The 15,197-nt window shown below is 68.0% G+C and carries 10 protein-coding genes; 5 read left to right on the top strand and 5 right to left on the bottom strand.

Translation table 11 applies throughout. The features are described 5' to 3' along the window. Positions 1–8: 8 nt before the first annotated feature. A complete protein-coding gene (locus tag ABIC65_RS10890) occupies positions 9–1,016 on the top strand; it encodes an AAA family ATPase (protein ID WP_354308644.1) in 1,008 nt (335 codons plus the stop codon). Between the two features lie 33 nt (positions 1,017–1,049). Here ABIC65_RS10890 and ABIC65_RS10895 read toward each other — a convergent pair whose 3' ends face one another. Next, complete coding sequence (locus tag ABIC65_RS10895) at positions 1,050–1,400, bottom strand: ArsR/SmtB family transcription factor (protein ID WP_354308646.1); 351 nt, start codon at positions 1,398–1,400, stop codon at positions 1,050–1,052. Positions 1,401–1,567: 167 nt separating this feature from the next. Here ABIC65_RS10895 and ABIC65_RS10900 point away from each other — a divergent pair, with 167 nt between their 5' ends. After that, the gene (locus ABIC65_RS10900) at positions 1,568–2,197 is read left to right on the top strand and encodes an alpha-ketoglutarate-dependent dioxygenase AlkB (RefSeq protein ID WP_354308647.1); all 630 of its coding nucleotides are present in this window, start codon (positions 1,568–1,570) and stop codon (positions 2,195–2,197) included. A gap of 33 nt (positions 2,198–2,230) precedes the next feature. Here ABIC65_RS10900 and ABIC65_RS10905 read toward each other — a convergent pair whose 3' ends face one another. The 3 genes from ABIC65_RS10905 to hemN form a co-directional block, all read right to left on the bottom strand. Beyond that, entirely contained in the window at positions 2,231–4,828 is a 2,598-nt protein-coding gene (locus ABIC65_RS10905; protein ID WP_354308649.1) for a TonB-dependent receptor, read from the bottom strand. 354 nt (positions 4,829–5,182) lie between these two features. After that, a complete protein-coding gene (locus tag ABIC65_RS10910; protein WP_354308650.1) occupies positions 5,183–8,497 on the bottom strand; it encodes a glycosyltransferase in 3,315 nt (1,104 codons plus the stop codon). 122 nt (positions 8,498–8,619) lie between these two features. Then, positions 8,620–9,942 carry an oxygen-independent coproporphyrinogen III oxidase gene (gene hemN, locus ABIC65_RS10915; RefSeq protein WP_354308651.1) on the bottom strand — a complete coding sequence of 441 codons (1,323 nt, stop codon included), beginning with the start codon at positions 9,940–9,942 and terminating at the stop codon, positions 8,620–8,622. A 91-nt stretch (positions 9,943–10,033) separates the two neighbouring features. Between hemN and ABIC65_RS10920 the strand changes: the two genes are divergently transcribed. Beyond that, positions 10,034–10,288, top strand: a complete 255-nt coding sequence (locus ABIC65_RS10920) for a hypothetical protein (protein ID WP_125971779.1) — start codon at positions 10,034–10,036, stop codon at positions 10,286–10,288. A gap of 75 nt (positions 10,289–10,363) precedes the next feature. On the opposite strand, the gene ABIC65_RS10925 is transcribed toward ABIC65_RS10920, so the two are convergent. Beyond that, the gene (locus ABIC65_RS10925; RefSeq protein ID WP_354308652.1) at positions 10,364–13,297 is read right to left on the bottom strand and encodes a TonB-dependent receptor domain-containing protein; all 2,934 of its coding nucleotides are present in this window, start codon (positions 13,295–13,297) and stop codon (positions 10,364–10,366) included. A 307-nt stretch (positions 13,298–13,604) separates the two neighbouring features. Between ABIC65_RS10925 and paoA the strand changes: the two genes are divergently transcribed. Together paoA and ABIC65_RS10935 are read left to right on the top strand one after the other, a co-directional pair. Then, positions 13,605–14,249, top strand: a complete 645-nt coding sequence (gene paoA, locus ABIC65_RS10930) for an aldehyde dehydrogenase iron-sulfur subunit PaoA (RefSeq protein WP_354308653.1) — start codon at positions 13,605–13,607, stop codon at positions 14,247–14,249. Next, the gene (locus ABIC65_RS10935; RefSeq protein WP_354308654.1) at positions 14,246–15,196 is read left to right on the top strand and encodes an FAD binding domain-containing protein; all 951 of its coding nucleotides are present in this window, start codon (positions 14,246–14,248) and stop codon (positions 15,194–15,196) included. The genes paoA and ABIC65_RS10935 overlap by 4 nt, the downstream gene beginning before the upstream one ends. The last annotated feature ends 1 nt before the right edge of the window (position 15,197 follow it).

Raw genomic sequence — 15,197 nt, forward strand, 5'->3', positions numbered from 1 at the left:
GCAGGGCAATGGCCGCAGCGGCCGCGAAACGGCAAGGACCGGGCGGAGACCTCCCGCTCCCCAGCACGATCGACGTCGCGGCGCTCCACAGCCTCGCCGAAGCGGCCGTGCGGGCCCATGGCCGCGCGACCGTGACCCCCGCCGGCGCCGCCTTCCGCCAGATGCTGATGGAGCGCGCCCGCACCAGCGCCCAGCGCAGCGCGCTCGCCCTGCTCGGCGGCGACATCGAGCGGCGCGCACGCGCCGGCCGTGTGCGCCTGATCGACGACGGCGCACCGGCCGACATCCTGTTCGATCTCGCCGGGCCGCTGGCGGCGCTGCTGGCCGAGGGGCGCGGGACCGACGCCAACATCCTCGCCAATCGCTATCTCGACCTGTCGCCGCAGGGCGCCACCGGCTGGGCACTGTTGCCGCTGATGCTGTCGCTCCAGACCACCGATCCCGAAACCGCCGACCGTTTCCTCGAGCCCTCCGCGCCGCAGCTGATCGTGATCGGCGGACTTTCCGGCACCGGCAAGTCGAGCCTCTCGCGCCTGCTCGGCGGGCTCTATGGCCGCCGCCCCGGCGCGCGGGTGCTGCGGTCGGACGTGTTCCGCAAGCGGCTCGCCGGGCTGCCGCCCGAAACGCGGTTGCCGCCGTCGCACTATACCCGCCGCAACGATGCCGAGACCTATGAGGCGCTGTTCGAATCTGCCGACGACCACCTCGCCTGCGGCTCGACGGTGATCCTCGACGCGGTGTTCCTCAACCGCAGCGAGCGCGAGGTTGCCGAGGCGCTGGCGCTGCAGGCGCGGGTGCCGTTCACCGGCATCTGGCTGGAGGCACCCGACCGCGACCGCATCGCCCGGGTGAGCGCCCGCACCGGCGATGCCTCGGATGCGACAGCGGACGTCGCCCGCGATCAGGCGCGGCGCCCGGTCGGCGACCTGTTCGGCTGGCACCGGATGCGGGCGAACCGTGCGATGGAGTGGATCGTGCCCGCTGCGCGCGCCGCGATCGAGCGGCCCCGCCGCTGAACGGGTCCGGCGGGCCTTGTCCGCCGGCTCGGCTCAGGCGTCCTCGGCGACCTCGGGCTTGAGCAGGATGCCGTTGACGCTGTCATTGGCGCAGAACAGGTCGTTCAGCGCCTCGAGCATGCGGCGCGCCTCGGGACTGGCCAGCGAGTAGAAGATCATCTGGCCGGCGCGTCGGGCCGAGACCATGCCCTCGCGGCGCAGCAGGGCGAGTTGCTGGGAGACCGCCGTGTCGCGTGCGCCCGTCAGCCTGGCCAGCTCCCCTACCGATTTCTCGCCATCCACCAGATGGCAGAGAAGCAGCAGGCGGCTGCGACCGGACAGCGCCTTCAAAAACTGCGACGCGTGGTCGATTACCTCGATCATATCGTTCTTCACGGCGACCATGGCTATGCGTGTATCCTATGCCAAGCAAGCCGTCACGCGGCAAAAAATCCAAGAAATTCATAAACCTGGATCAATATGACACATCATATATACGCATGTTTGCTGGCATGTGTCTCGCGCGACGGTAGCGATTGGGAGCGTACCAGCGCTTCGAAGGTTGAACCAGCATGACGGCAAGCCAGGCGGATTTGTTCGATGTTCCGGGGCCTTCCGGTCTACGGACGCAAGCGAACTTCCTGAACGACATCGAGGAATCCGCCGTGATCGCCGCGATCGACTCGGCAGGGCTCGAACCCTTCCGCTTCCAGGGTTGGACCGGCAATCGCCGCACTACCAGCTATGGCTGGCGCTACGACTTCGAGGACGGCGGCTTCGCCCGCGCCGAGCCGTTCCCGGACTGGCTGGTGCCGCTGCGCGACCGGGCCGAGGCATTTGCGGGCCTGGCCCCGGGCGCGCTCGTCCAGGCGCTGCTGATTCACTATCCCGTGGGCGCCGGGATTGGCTGGCATCGTGATCGGCCGGTGTTCGAGGAAGTGGTGGGCATCTCGCTCGGCGCCCCCGCCACGCTGCGCCTGCGCCGCAGGACCGGCCCGCGCGCCTTCGACCGCGCCGAGCAGTTCCTGGCGCCGCGCTCGATCTACCTGCTCTCCGGCGAGGTGCGCCACGCCTGGGAGCACGGCATCGCGCCGATGGCGGAACCGCGCTGGTCGATCACCTTCCGCGCCCTCTCCGCGTTGGGACTGCGCCAGACGCAGAACGGCCCGGACGAGGTTTCCCGCCCGGGCCGCACTGGCTGATCGTCCCGCCGCCGGAGCGGCGGGACCGTGACATCAGAACTTCACGCTGGCTTCGACGCCCCAGGTGCGCGGGGGGTTGAAGTTGGCATAGTCGCCGAGGATGCCGCCGTAGCTGGTCGAGACCAGCTGGCCGTTCGCGCCATAGTTGAGCACCGGCGACGAGTTGGCCGACGAGCGACGGTAGATATAGGTGTGGTCGAGCAGGTTGCGCGACCAGACAGCGAAGGTGACCTTGTTGTGATCCGACACCGCAATGTCCGCGATCGCGATGCGGCCGTTCATGATAAAGGCGGCATCGGTCTTGGTCGGCTCGAGCTGGAAGCTGTACTGGCTGCTTGAATAATTGCCGTCCAGGTGGAAGCGCAGGGTCGCGTCGCCGCCGCCGATCGGCAGGGCATAGTCGATCGAGCCCGACGCCGCATGCTTCGGCGTGTAGACGATGTACAGCTGCTGCGCCGGGGCACCCGGGGTCAGCGGGTTCACCGCCGACGGGGCACGCCAGTAGGTATAGGCGTAGGAGGCGTTGAGCGTCAGGCCCTGCACCGGTGCCACGGTCAGATCCGCCTCGATGCCGCGGATCTTGCTGTCGCCGGCATTGGTGGTCTGCTCGATATGGCTGCCGTTGGTCGGGCTCTGACCGTTGGTGTCGAAATAGTCGAAGTCGAACTGGGTGTTCGAGCGGTCCATGATGTAGCCCGCCAGGTTCAGGCGTGCCTTGTGGTTCCAGAAGTCCATCTTGGCGCCGACTTCATACGACTTGACCGATTCCGGACCGAAGGCGTTGAACTGGAGCGAACGGTCGTTCGCGCCGCCGGCGCGGAAGCCGGTCGCGTACTTGGCGTAGAGATGGATGTCCTGCGTCGCGTCGACCGCGACGTTGATCATCGGATCGAAGCGGCTGACGCTGTTGCTGAAGCCGAACGGCGACACCGTGCCCGCCGTCACCAGATCGGCGCGGTTGTTGACGACGTAGAGCGTGCCGTGGCGCTTGTCCTTGGTCCAGCGGCCGCCGAGGGTGACGTGCACCACATCGCCCAGCGCGTCCGGCGTAAAGGTCAGGTTGCCGAACAGCGAGTAGTTGTGGTCGGTCGCCTGGCTAGCGCGGGTGATGAACTGGCAGCTGTTGGCGAACTGCGGCACCGTCGTCGCCAGCGTGTTGTTGCACGACGGATCGAACTGCTGATAGCCCGAGTTCGCGCCGGTGATCGCGTTGGAATTGCCCGGGATCGGGCTGCGGATCGTGTAGGCGGTGCCGTCCGTGTTCCACTGGTTGGTGAGCGGCGTCGCGGCATATTCCGTGGCGTGCTCGGTGAAGTAGTAGGCGCCGACGACATAGTCGAACTGCGGCACGCTGCCGACCGCCTGGAATTCCTGGCTGAACTGGTGCTGGCGCAGGAACGACAGGCTGTAGCGGCTGAAGGTGCCGGTGGTGTTGATCGCGGCCGGGTTCGCCGTGTTGGGCACGAACGGCGCGAACGAGCTGCGCTCCGGTCCGCCCGAATTGTCCCACTGGTCGGTGCTGACGCCGCGCCATGCGGTGATCGAGCGCAGCTCGAGCCACGGTGCGGCGGTGTACTTCAGGTTCGACGAGACGCCGTGCGTGATGTCGACGCTCGGCTGCTGCGGCACGCCGACATCGGCGACGCGCTGGCGATCCGGGTGGACGCCGACGATCGGTGCCTTGGGTGCGATGCAGACCGGCTTCGTGCTGCCGGCCGCAATGGTGCCGCCGCAGGCAGTGTTGGTGCCCGGCAGGACCAGATTGGCGCCGTTGAATGCGCCGACCGTGTAGCCGTTCGGGTTGTAGCTGACGAGCTGGCTGTACTGCGGGGTGTTCTCGTCCTTCGCATAATCATAGGCGAAGTCGGCGGTGAAGTTGCTGATTGGCTTCCAGCGCGCGGCGACGCGGCCGCCCTTGCGGTCATAATAGTTCCAGCCGGTCGAGCCAGTAAGCGGGTTGTCGACGGTCGGATCCTGGTGCTGGTAGACGCCGTCGAACTTCAGCGCGACGTCGTGGAAGGCCGGCAGGTCGAGATGCGCGTCGACGCTGCGGCTGCCGTAATTGCCGACGCCGCCGTTGACGCGGCCGCCGAACTCGCCGGTGGGCGCGCGGGTGACGAGCGACAGCGCGCCGCCTTCGGTGTTGCGGCCGAACAGCGTGCCCTGCGGGCCCTTCAGCACTTCGATGCGCTCGATGTCGAACAGCGCGGCGTTGAGGCCCTGGGTCTTACCCAGCGCGACGCCGTCGATGTACACGCCGACGCCGCCGTCGCGCGCGGTCTGGTTCTGGTCGTAGGGGACGATGCCGCGGATGCCGATCGTCAGCGCCGACTGGCGCGCCTCGAAGGTGGCGACGCGCAGCGACGGCACGGTGCCGTCGGCGAGGTTGAACAGGCTCTGGACGTGACGGTCCTGCAGGGCCTCGGTGCTGAGCACGCTGATCGAGATCGGCGTCTTCTGCAGGTTGGTCTCGCGCTTGGTCGCGGTGACGACGATGTCGGCAAGCCCCTCGGGCTGCGCCGTGTCGGCAGCCGGCGCGTCGGCGGTCTGCGCCATGGCCGGGACGGCGGCGAGCGCCATCGCGGTGGCGCCGGCCAGCAGCGCGAGACGGAAGGTGGAACGATCGAGCATGAATGCTTTCCCCGAGGTAGGTGGTATGTCTTCGGGGGGCGCCCTAGGCACAGGATTTGGCAGGTTTGTTACACCTGCTGCCGCACAGCTGACGCGCCATTTTCATATTCGGTTCATGTCGTGGATTCTGCGTGGGAATCCGCGGGGTGAGAAGGTTACCGCAAGGCGGCCACCCCGAGGTTAACGCCGCGAAAAACTTCCCGACAACGCCCGAAAAGCCGAAAGTGATGCAGAAAGGACACGGATTCCTGCGCGCCATTCTGGAGCAACGGGGCGTGGAATCGGAAGCGCCCGCCCCGCCTGGTGTGGCGGAACGGGCGCATCGGGAGCCCCTGCACGGGCAGCGTGCCCGGGCTATTCGGCCGCTGCTGGCCCCGCGGCACCGACTCGGCCGGTGCGCTCCAGCTTGCCCCAGCCGACGAACCAGCCGCCGAGTGCCGAGCTGATCGCGCGCAGCACCACCCAGTACATCAGCTGGCGATAGACGAAGCGCTGCGCCACCAGCAGCAGCGCCGGATAGCGGATCCGCCGGCTGTTGAGGCGGTACGCGACCCAACCGCAGCCCACGTCGATCGCGGTGAAGGCCACCCAGTAGATCGCCATGGTGCCGACATCGCCGCGGGTCTGTTCCCAGCCATGCTGGGCGATCCGCACCCCGGTGGCGAAGATCGCCGAGACCAATGCGAGGTCGATCAGCGGCGAAATCGCGGCGAAAATGATCTGGAACACCCAGGCCTGGGGCAGCCCGATCCAGGCGAGGCCGCGCGCCTGCTTGTCGCGGTAGAGGCCGCGATGCTTCCACAGGCACTGGAGCGTGCCGAACGCCCAGCGATAGCGCTGCTTGGCAAGCGCCTTGAAACTTTCCGGCGCCTCGGTCCAGGCGACCGCGTCGGGATCGTAGGTGACCCGCCAGCCGGCGCGCTGGATCGCGATGGTGAGGTCCTGGTCCTCGGCCAGCGTATCCTCGGGATAGCCGCCCACCGCATCGAGCGCCGCGCGCCGCCAGGCGCCGACCGCGCCCGGCACGACGGTGATGGCGTTGAACCCGGCGAGCGCACGCCGCTCGAGATTCTGCGCGGTGATATACTCCACCGCCTGCCAGCGGGTGACGAGGTTGACCCGGTTGCCCACCTGCGCGCTGCCCGCCACCGCGCCGATCTTGTCGTCGGCGAACCAGCGCGCGAGGCGGCGGATCGTCTCGGGCTCGAACTGGGTGTCGGCATCCAGCGCGATGATCACCTCGCCCTTGGCCTGCTGCAGCGCACGATTGAGCGCTGCGGCCTTGCCGCCATTGACCAGCGTCAGCAGCGTCACCCGCGGATCGTCGCCGAACGCCGCCGCGACGATCTCGCTGGTGCGATCCTTCGAGCCATCGTCGGCGACGATCAGCTCGATCGCCGGATAGTCGCTGGCGAGCACGCGGCGCACCGAGGATTCGATCACCCGCTCCTCGTTATAGGCGGGGATGATCACCGACACGGTCGGCACGTACACCGGCGCCTCGCCGCGCTCGCGCAGCCGCTGGCGCAGCGCCAGCCCGGCGAGGATCAGCGCGCGGGCGATGCCGAGCGTGATCGCGATGAAGAACATCCAGCGCAGCCCCGAGGCGATCGCCGCGAGCGCGACGAAGATCGCCACGTCCGCCCGCACCGCCAGCAGGTCGCTGCCGCGGATCGGCGGCATCACCGCGTCGTAGGAGAGCCCGGCGAGCTTGGAGACGGGCACGAAGGTATAGCCGCGCGCCCGCAGCTCGCGGATGATGACCGGCAGCGCCTCGATGGTCTGCTCGCGATTGCCGCCGCCATCGTGGAGCAGCACGACGTTGGTGGAATGGTCTGGCGCGGCGCCTGCCACGTCGGTCAGCACGCCCTGGATGATCGCATCGACGCCCGGCCGCTTCCAGTCGTCCGGATCGACGTGGAGGCCGACCACGGTGTAGCCCTGCTTCTGCGCCACCACGGCGGGATCGAGTTCGTCCGGCGTGGTAGGCTCGGCGTCTCCGAAATAGGGGGCGCGGAACAGCCGCATGCCGCGGCCGGTATAGGCCTGCACCAGCCGCTGGGTGGCGTTCAGCTCCAGCGCGGTGCTCGCCGCCGAGGTGGTGGCGAGGTTCGGGTGGGTATAGGTGTGGTTGCCCAGCTCATGCCCCTCCGCCACCAGCCGGCGCAGCAGCAGCGGATGCTGCAGGCCGTTCTCGCCGATGATGAAGAAGGTCGCGGGCACATGCTCGGCCTTCAGGATGTCGAGGATGCGCGGGGTGTAGGTGGGATCGGGGCCGTCGTCGAAGGTCAGCGCGATCTCGTGCTTCGAGGCGCCGGTGCGCATCACGACATAGGGCGTCGGCAGCACCGGATACTGCACGTCGCGGATCATGTTGGCGGCATCGAAGCTGATCGCGCGCTCGCCCACCGTCGGCGTCCGCGTGACCCGCAGGATCTCGCCCGGGCCTTCCACGTCGACGTTCGTCGCCGGCACGATCCGGCTAAGGTCGGGACGGCCGCCATGGCGATAGGCGAGCAGCGCGGTCCACACGCCCGCGTCCTCGGTACCCAGCCGCCACAGGGCGACGCTGCCCACGCCCGCGGCGCGGACCGCCTGCAGCTGGTTCCAGGTCGCGGTGGCATCCACCATCCAGATCTCGTGGTGCTTGCCGTCCTCGTCATAGGCGAAGGCGCTGTTGCCGCTGGTCTTGTCGAAGGTGACCTTGGCGTCGCTGTCGCGCGCCGCCGACCAGGCCTCTTCGATGCTCATCGCGTCGGTGCCGTCGCCGTGATAATCATAGGCGTAGCTGGCGAGCGCGACGATCAGCTTGTTCGCGCCGACCGTCGCCACTGCCCGGCGCAGTTCGTCGACGAACCAGGGCTGCGAGGCGATCGGCCCGGCGGTGCCGCCCTGCCAGTGCTCGTCATAGTCCATCAGGATCACGCGATCGGTGACCGCGGCGAAGCGCTTGAGGTCCCAGTTGCTGTCGCCCGCCGGCACGGTGACCGCGAGCAGCTTGTCCTTGGGCATCGCCTTGTTGATCTGGTCGAGCAGCTGGACATAGCCGGGCAGCGAGCTGGGCTGGAGGCTCTCGAAATCCATCACCAGGCCGGGCAGGTTGCGCGCCTGGACCATCGCGGCGAGGTCGCGCGCCAGCTTGGCGCGGGCGGCCGGGCTGGCCATCAGCTTGGCCGAGCCGGCGGTGTCCCAGGCTTCGTCGGAGACGTTCTGCACCATCGGCAGCACGCGCGGACGGCGCGGCGCGGCGGCGACGATGCTGGCGAACTTGGGATCGTCCAGCACCTGCATCGCATGGTTGGCCCCGGTCACCGAGACGAAGGCGGGCACCACCCAGTCGAGATCGCCGATGTTGCGGCGGAGCGAGTCGGCGCTTGCCGGATCCCAAGGCACGTAGAAGCCGACGGTGAGCGGTGCGCCCGGCTTCTTCGCCGAGCCGCCCGGCAGCCAGCGCTGCGCGCGCGGCTGGCCGCGCGCGCTGAGCGAGCGCAGCGCCGCGGGCTTGGCATTCTCCCACCGCACCGGCAGGTCCTGCGCGGGCGGCACGTTGACGATGGTGGCGGCGAACACGACGGCGGCGACGAGCACGCCGCCGATCAGCGCGAACACCGTGCGCATCGTCCAGCGCTTGCGGCTGCCGGTGGGGTCGAAAAATACGGGACGCGACATCGATGCTCTTTCGAAACGCGCGAACCTGTCCCCGGCGCGTGACGGGCCCGCGCCTTATAGGGGGCCGCATTAACCGAAGCTATACACCGAAGGCTGGGTAGATTCCCTGAGATGGTATGGGGTCACACCGCACTGCTGAAGCGGGTGGCGGCAGCATCACGATGGCTGTCGAGCGCGCTGGCGATCACTCGCGCATAGGGCAGCGCCTCCGGCGCGAGCAGCAGCACGCTGCCTTCCCAGCGCACCAGGTTCAGCGCCGCGAACCGCGCGAGCCGCAGCGCGATCGCCGCGCGGCCGGCGATGCCGCCCAGATCGGCACGGCCCTGGCAGAGCAGCTCCTCGATCGCCGCCGCCCGCCACTGGTCGTCGAGCGAGCGCCGCACCCCGCGCGCGGCGGCAAGCCGGCCGGAGGAAATGGCCATGTGCCAGCGACCGGCATTCTTCTCGTTCTGCACCAGCACGTCCGGGAACTGGCTGATCGCGCTGGCGCCCAGCCCGATCAGCACCTCGGCCTCGTCCTCGGTGAAGCCCTGGAAGTTGCGCCGCAGCCGGCCTTCGCGCGCGGCCACCGCGATCGCGTCGCCGGGCTTGGCGAAATGGTCGAAGCCGATAGCGGCGTAGCCGTCCGCTACCAGCCTGTCGTGCGCCAGCGCGGCCTGGGCGAAGCGGGCTTCGGCGCCGGGGAGCGCGCTCGCGTCGATACGGCGCTGGCGCGGGATCAGGTGCGGCACATGGGCATAGCCGAATACGGCGAGACGATCGGCGCGCATCGCCAGGCTCTCGTCGATCGACTCGGCGAGTGCTCGGTCGGTCTGGCCGGGCAGGCCGTACATGAGGTCGAAATTGATCGACTCCACCCCGGCGTGGCGCAGCAGGTCGACGGTGACCGCGATATCGGCGCGCGGCTGGACCCGGCCGATCGCCGCCTGGATGGCGGGATCGAAGGTCTGCACGCCGAGGCTGACGCGGGTCACGCCCGCTTCGGCTAGCGCGCCGGCCCAGGCGGCATCGAAGCCCCGGGGATCAACTTCCACGGACAGCACGGGGGCGCCGGCACCGAACGCCGCCCTGGTCTGTGCCACCAGCCGCAGGAAGGCCTCGGGGGTGATCGCGTTGGGGCTGCCGCCGCCGAACGCGATACGGCCCACCCGCCCTCGCCCGCCAAGCCGCCGCGCGACCAGCTCGATCTCCTCCGAGAGCCGGGCGAGATAGGCGTCGAGCCGCGCGGTGCGATTGGCGGCCCCCGTGTTGCAGCCGCAATACCAGCAAATCTCGTGGCAGAAGGGGATGTGGAGATAGAGCGACAGCTCGGCATCCGCCTCCACCCGGTCGAGCGCGGCGCCCATGTCCGCCTGTCCCACGCCCTCGTGGAATTCGGCCGCGGTGGGATAGCTGGTGTAGCGCGGCACCGGCGTGGCGAGCAGATCGGGATGATAGGTCCACATGCCCCCGCGCATGCACCGCTGTGGGAGGCGCGTCGCTTGGGAATGTCCCGTATCCTTGCCGCCCGCACCGCGCAGGCGTAGGCGCAGGGCCATGCAACTCGACGACCAGCTAGTCCGCTATTTCGGCACCGCCGATCTCGGCGCCCTCACCCCGCCCGCGCTCGCCTCGGGCATCGAGCGGATGAAGGTCGATCTCGGCCTCGAGACCGATCGCGCCCGCCGCTTCGCGCTATGGGCGCTGCTGTTCATGCTCGGCAGCGCGCCCGATCTCGACGTCACCTTCGAGGACGAGGCCGATCGCGAAGCCGCGCGCAACTTCATGGACCTGTCCGACCAGCAGGACTGACCCCGACACAAAAGCGGCGGACCTTTCGGCCCGCCGCCCTAGGTGTTGGGAGACATTTATGTTTTTGGGAAAGCGTCAGAAGGTGAGGCGCGCACCCAGCGTGTAGGACCGGCCGATCGGATCGTAGATCGTCGGGAAGGTGTTGCCGCTGTTGTACGACGTACCACCGACGCCCGAACCGACCAGCGGCGGATCCTTGTCGAGCAGGTTGTTCACCGTCAGGTTCAGGCTGAGGTTCTTGGTCGGCCGCACGCCGAACGACAGATCGAAATAGTCGTAGGCGGGGATGCGGGCGAACTGCGGCAGGATGCTGCCGATCGGGTCTTCCAGGCTGACATGGCTGATGTGGGTCCACAGCAGCGAGGCGTCGAAGCCCGGACGATCATAGGTCAGGCGACCGTTCCAGCGCAGCTTGGCACGCGGATTGGTGCAGCCGCCGGCGCTGTAGCGACCGGTGCAGTTCCGATCGATCGAGTTCGGGTTCGCCTGGAAGCGATAATAATCGAGCCAGGTGCCGTTGAAGCCGATCGTGATCGCGCCGCTGTCCTTGATGCCGATGTCGTCCAGCAGCACGCGCTGGTTGACGCCGAGATCGATGCCGGCCGTACGGATCAGACCCAGGTTCGAATAGGTCAGGATCACGCCCGGGGTCTCGCCCGCGCCGTTGAGCGTGCCGGTCAGCGGATTGCGGCGGATCAGCGCGCAGAAGGCGTTGTTCGTGAAGCTCGGGTTGAGCGTCGCCGAATAGCAGCCGTTCAGGATGTCGGCCTGTGCCGGCTGGGTGATCGCGTTCGACACCTTGATCCGGAAATAGTCAACCGTCGCGGAGAAGCCCTTGAGGAAGGTCGGCGTGAACACGCCGCCCAGCGTCAGGGTCTTGGCCTTCTCCACGTCCAGGTCGCGGTTGCCGGCGGTGGTGTTGTTGATCTGGCCCGAGCTCGGCTGCGCGATCGACCCGATCGTGCCTGCCGGCGCGCCGGTGGCGACGCAGAGTGCCGCCAGCGGCGCGTTGCTCAGCACGCCGGTGCCGGCGCACACGTCACGCGTCAGGTTGCCCAGACCCTGCACCGGCGACTGGAACAGTTCCTGGATGTTGGGCGAGCGGACCGCGACCTGATAGGTGCCGCGGAACTTAAAGCCCTGCACCGGTTCCCAGGTGCCGCCGGCCTTCCACGTCGTGCTGCCGCCGGTGGTGGTGTAGTCGGAATAGCGGATGCCCGCTTCCGCGGTCAGCTTGTAGAGGAAGGGCTGGTTCTCGATCAGCGGCGCGATCACCTCGCCGAACACTTCCTTCACGCTGTAGCGGCCGGTATCCGGCGGCGTGCGCGCGCCGGTGCCGAGCACTTCGCCCTGCACCTGCGACGGGCCGTCGGGCTGGCTGGCAGCGGTGATCTTGCGATATTCGCCGCCGGCCGCGAACGCGATCTTGCTGGCGGCGAGCGGCGACGCGAACAGGTCTCCCGAGATGCTGCCGGTGACGACCGTCTGGCGCACCTTGCGGTTGATGATCGCGTCGAGGTTGACGAACGCCGCCTGGGCCGAGCTGATCGAGCCGTTCGGCCCGAACAGGTTGAGCGCGGTGCAGCCGTTGCTGGTGTCGACGCAGCGGATCGTCCCGCTCGCATCGCGATAGGCGCGCAGCGCCTGCTGGACCTTGCTGAACGAGCCCCAGCGCTGGCGCGTCTGGTTCTGCGTCGTCTCGCCATATTGCGCCGAGAGATCGTACTTCAGGCCCGTGGTGATCTCGCCGCGGAAGCCGCCCTGGATCTGGAACATCTGCGATTCGAACAGGTTGCCGCGGGGACCGAATTCGGTGAAGCGGCGCTGCGCGACCACCGGGATCTCGCGATACCCGGCCGTGCCCGGGCCGCCCTGCACCGCCGCTGCCGTCGCGCAGTCCGCCGCCGAGATCTTGCTTGCCGTGCAGAGCTGGTTGCGTATTCCGACCGGCAGATAAGGGTTGTTCAGGCCCAGCTGGTAGGTGTTGTTGAACGTGCCCGAGGAGGCGAGCTGGGTCGCGATCTGATTCCGCGTGAACATCGCCGAGCCGTAGAATTCGATCGCATCGGTGATCTTGTAATAGCCCGCCGAATAGGCGTTGATGCGGTCGAGCGGCGTCTGGAAATAGGTGCCGATATTGGTGTTGTAGGTGTCGTTCGCGGTCGCGGACTGAAGCAGCCCGGTCGTCGGGTTCACCACCGCGCCGAAATCGCTGGGGCCGAGGCCGAGCGCGGCAACGCCGGGCGAACCGAAGATCGTCACCTGCGCCGTGCTGGAGCCGGCGAACGCGCCGGTGGTCGAGCTGATCGGCACTGCGCTGATCTTGCGATCGAGGTGGAGCAGCGGATCGGCCTTGGTATAGCCGATGCTGAGCACCACGTTGCCGCGGCCGTCCGCGAAGTTGCCGCCGACGACGAGATCAGCCTTGAAGCGCTGGCTGTCGCCACGTTCGGACACGCGGTAGCTCGCCGAGGCGTCGATGCCCGAGAAGTCGCGGCGGGTGATGAAGTTGACGACGCCCGCAACCGCGTCCGCGCCATAGGTGGACGACGCGCCGCCGGTCAGCACCTCGACCTGTTGCAGCAGCGCGACAGGGATGTTGTTGGTGTCGGTCAGGCCGTCGAGACCATAGGGCACGAGACGGCGACCATCGAGCAGCACCAGTGTGCGCTGCTCACCGATACCGCGCAGGTTGAGCGTCGACGAACCGTCCGAGCCGTTGTTGACGCCCGCGCCGATCGACGGGCGGATCGCCGGCAGGTTGCGCAGCAGATCATCCGCGGTGCCGGGCTGGCGGAACTGGATTTCCTGCTGGCTGATCACGTTGACCGGGCTGGCCAGCTCGAGATCGGGCCGCGAGATGCGCGACCCGGTGACGACGATTTCGCTGGCCGGCTCGGCTTGGCTCTCGGATTCGGGAACGCTTTGTTGCTGCGCATATGCAGGCGCAGCAATGCCCGCGACCAGCATCGTGGACGCAAGTAGACAGGTTCTGAGCGTGGACGTCATCAAAAGCCCCTTGTTTGAAATTTTCTCCGTAGCTGGCGCAACTTTCGTGCGCCTTCGCATTGCGGCATGTCTGCACGTTACATCATTAATGGCAACGGCACAGACATTACCGGAAACAAAATGTCACGGAGCTGTTGCGCGTTTGCAATGGTGGTGGTCTCGCGCCGTGTACGCCGAGACATTTGCCGCGAACCCGGAAAGCCGATAGACGCAAAGGACAATTGCATCCTGCCCGCGTCGTTGCCGGAACAACCCCGGCAATCAGGCGCTAAGGCACGGGGAAAAATGCACACAGGGGATGCCCAAGATGGATAGTCCAAGCGATATCGGCGTATCGCGGCGGAGGTTGCTGACGAGCGGCGCAGGCTTCGCCGCCGTGACGGCCTTGCCCGCAAGCGCCAGCAACAAGGAACCGGTCGCGCCGATGGAGACGCCCCCCACCCTGCCCGTCCAGCTGAAGGTCAACGGCAAGGCGACCGAGCTGACCGTCGACACCCGCACCACGCTGCTCGATGCGCTGCGCGAGCATCTCCACCTCACCGGCACCAAGAAGGGCTGCGATCATGGCCAGTGCGGTGCGTGCACCGTGATCGTCAACGGTCGCCGCATCAACAGCTGTCTCAGCCTGGCAGTGATGCACGACGGCGACAGCGTCACCACGATCGAAGGCCTGGGCACGCCCGAGGACCTGCACCCGATGCAGGCGGCCTTCGTGAAGCATGACGGCTATCAGTGCGGCTATTGCACGCCGGGGCAGATCTGCTCGGCGGTGGCGGTTCTCGACGAGATCAAGGCCGGCATCCCGAGCCATGTCGCTGCCGACGTCGCCGCCTCGCCCGCTTTCTCAGAAATGGAGATCCGCGAGCGGATGAGCGGCAACATCTGCCGCTGCGGCGCCTATTCCAACATCGTCGAGGCGATCCGCGAAGCCGCGGGGCGGAGGCAGGCATGAAGGCTTTTCACTATACCCGCGCGAGCAGCCCGGCCGACGCCGCCGCGCTCGCCGCCAAGACCCCTGGCGCCAAGTTCATCGCCGGCGGCACCAACCTGCTCGACCTGATGAAGCTCGAGATCGAGACGCCGGCGCACCTGATCGACGTGAACAAGCTCGCGCTCGATCGAATCGAGGAAACGTCGGACGGCGGGCTGCGCATCGGCGCGCTGGTCCGCAACACCGATCTCGCCGCCGACAAGCGGGTACGCCGCGACTATGCGGTGCTGACCCGCGCGATCGTCGCGGGCGCCTCGGGCCAGCTGCGCAACAAGGCGACCACCGCCGGCAACCTGCTCCAGCGCACCCGCTGCCCCTATTTCTACGACCCCAACCAGCCTTGCAACAAGCGCAAGCCCGGCAGCGGCTGCGCGGCGATCGGCGGATTCAGCCGCCAGCTCGCGGTGATCGGCACCAGCAAGGCGTGCATCGCCACCTATCCGGGCGACATGGCCATCGCGATGCGCCTGCTCGATGCAACCATCGAGACGGTGAAGCCGGACGGTGCCACGCGCAAGATCGCCATCGCCGACTTCCACCGCCTGCCGGGCGACACGCCGCACATCGACAACACGCTGCAAACCGGCGAGCTGATCACCGCGGTTACCCTGCCCAAGCCGCTGGGCGGCAAGCATTTCTACCACAAGGTGCGCGACCGGGCATCCTATGCCTTCGCGCTCGTCTCGGTAGCGGCGGTGGTGCAGAAGGACGGCACCGGCCGCGTCGCGTTCGGCGGCCTGGCGCACAAGCCGTGGCGGGTCGAAGCCGCCGAGGCCGCGCTCCCCAAGGGTGCCGCCGCGACTGCCAAGATCGCCTTTACCGGCGCCACGCCGACGCACGACAACGCATTCAAGCTCCAGTTGGCCGAGCGCACGCTCGCCGCGGTGCTGAGCGAAGCAAGGGGCTGAG

This window comes from Sphingomonas trueperi (genome assembly GCF_040545665.1).
Lineage (GTDB): Bacteria > Pseudomonadota > Alphaproteobacteria > Sphingomonadales > Sphingomonadaceae > Sphingomonas > Sphingomonas trueperi_B.

Excerpts from the sequence above, each read along its gene's own strand:
- ABIC65_RS10890 (WP_354308644.1), top strand. The coding sequence starts at position 9 with ATGGCCGCAGCGGCCGCGAAACGGCAAGGACCGGGCGGAGACCTCCCG.
- ABIC65_RS10895 (WP_354308646.1), bottom strand. The coding sequence starts at position 1,400 with ATGGTCGCCGTGAAGAACGATATGATCGAGGTAATCGACCACGCGTCG.
- ABIC65_RS10900 (WP_354308647.1), top strand. The coding sequence starts at position 1,568 with ATGACGGCAAGCCAGGCGGATTTGTTCGATGTTCCGGGGCCTTCCGGT.
- ABIC65_RS10905 (WP_354308649.1), bottom strand. The coding sequence starts at position 4,828 with ATGCTCGATCGTTCCACCTTCCGTCTCGCGCTGCTGGCCGGCGCCACC.
- ABIC65_RS10910 (WP_354308650.1), bottom strand. The coding sequence starts at position 8,497 with ATGTCGCGTCCCGTATTTTTCGACCCCACCGGCAGCCGCAAGCGCTGG.
- hemN (WP_354308651.1), bottom strand. The coding sequence starts at position 9,942 with ATGTGGACCTATCATCCCGATCTGCTCGCCACGCCGGTGCCGCGCTAC.
- ABIC65_RS10920 (WP_125971779.1), top strand. The coding sequence starts at position 10,034 with ATGCAACTCGACGACCAGCTAGTCCGCTATTTCGGCACCGCCGATCTC.
- ABIC65_RS10925 (WP_354308652.1), bottom strand. The coding sequence starts at position 13,297 with ATGACGTCCACGCTCAGAACCTGTCTACTTGCGTCCACGATGCTGGTC.
- paoA (WP_354308653.1), top strand. The coding sequence starts at position 13,605 with ATGGATAGTCCAAGCGATATCGGCGTATCGCGGCGGAGGTTGCTGACG.
- ABIC65_RS10935 (WP_354308654.1), top strand. The coding sequence starts at position 14,246 with ATGAAGGCTTTTCACTATACCCGCGCGAGCAGCCCGGCCGACGCCGCC.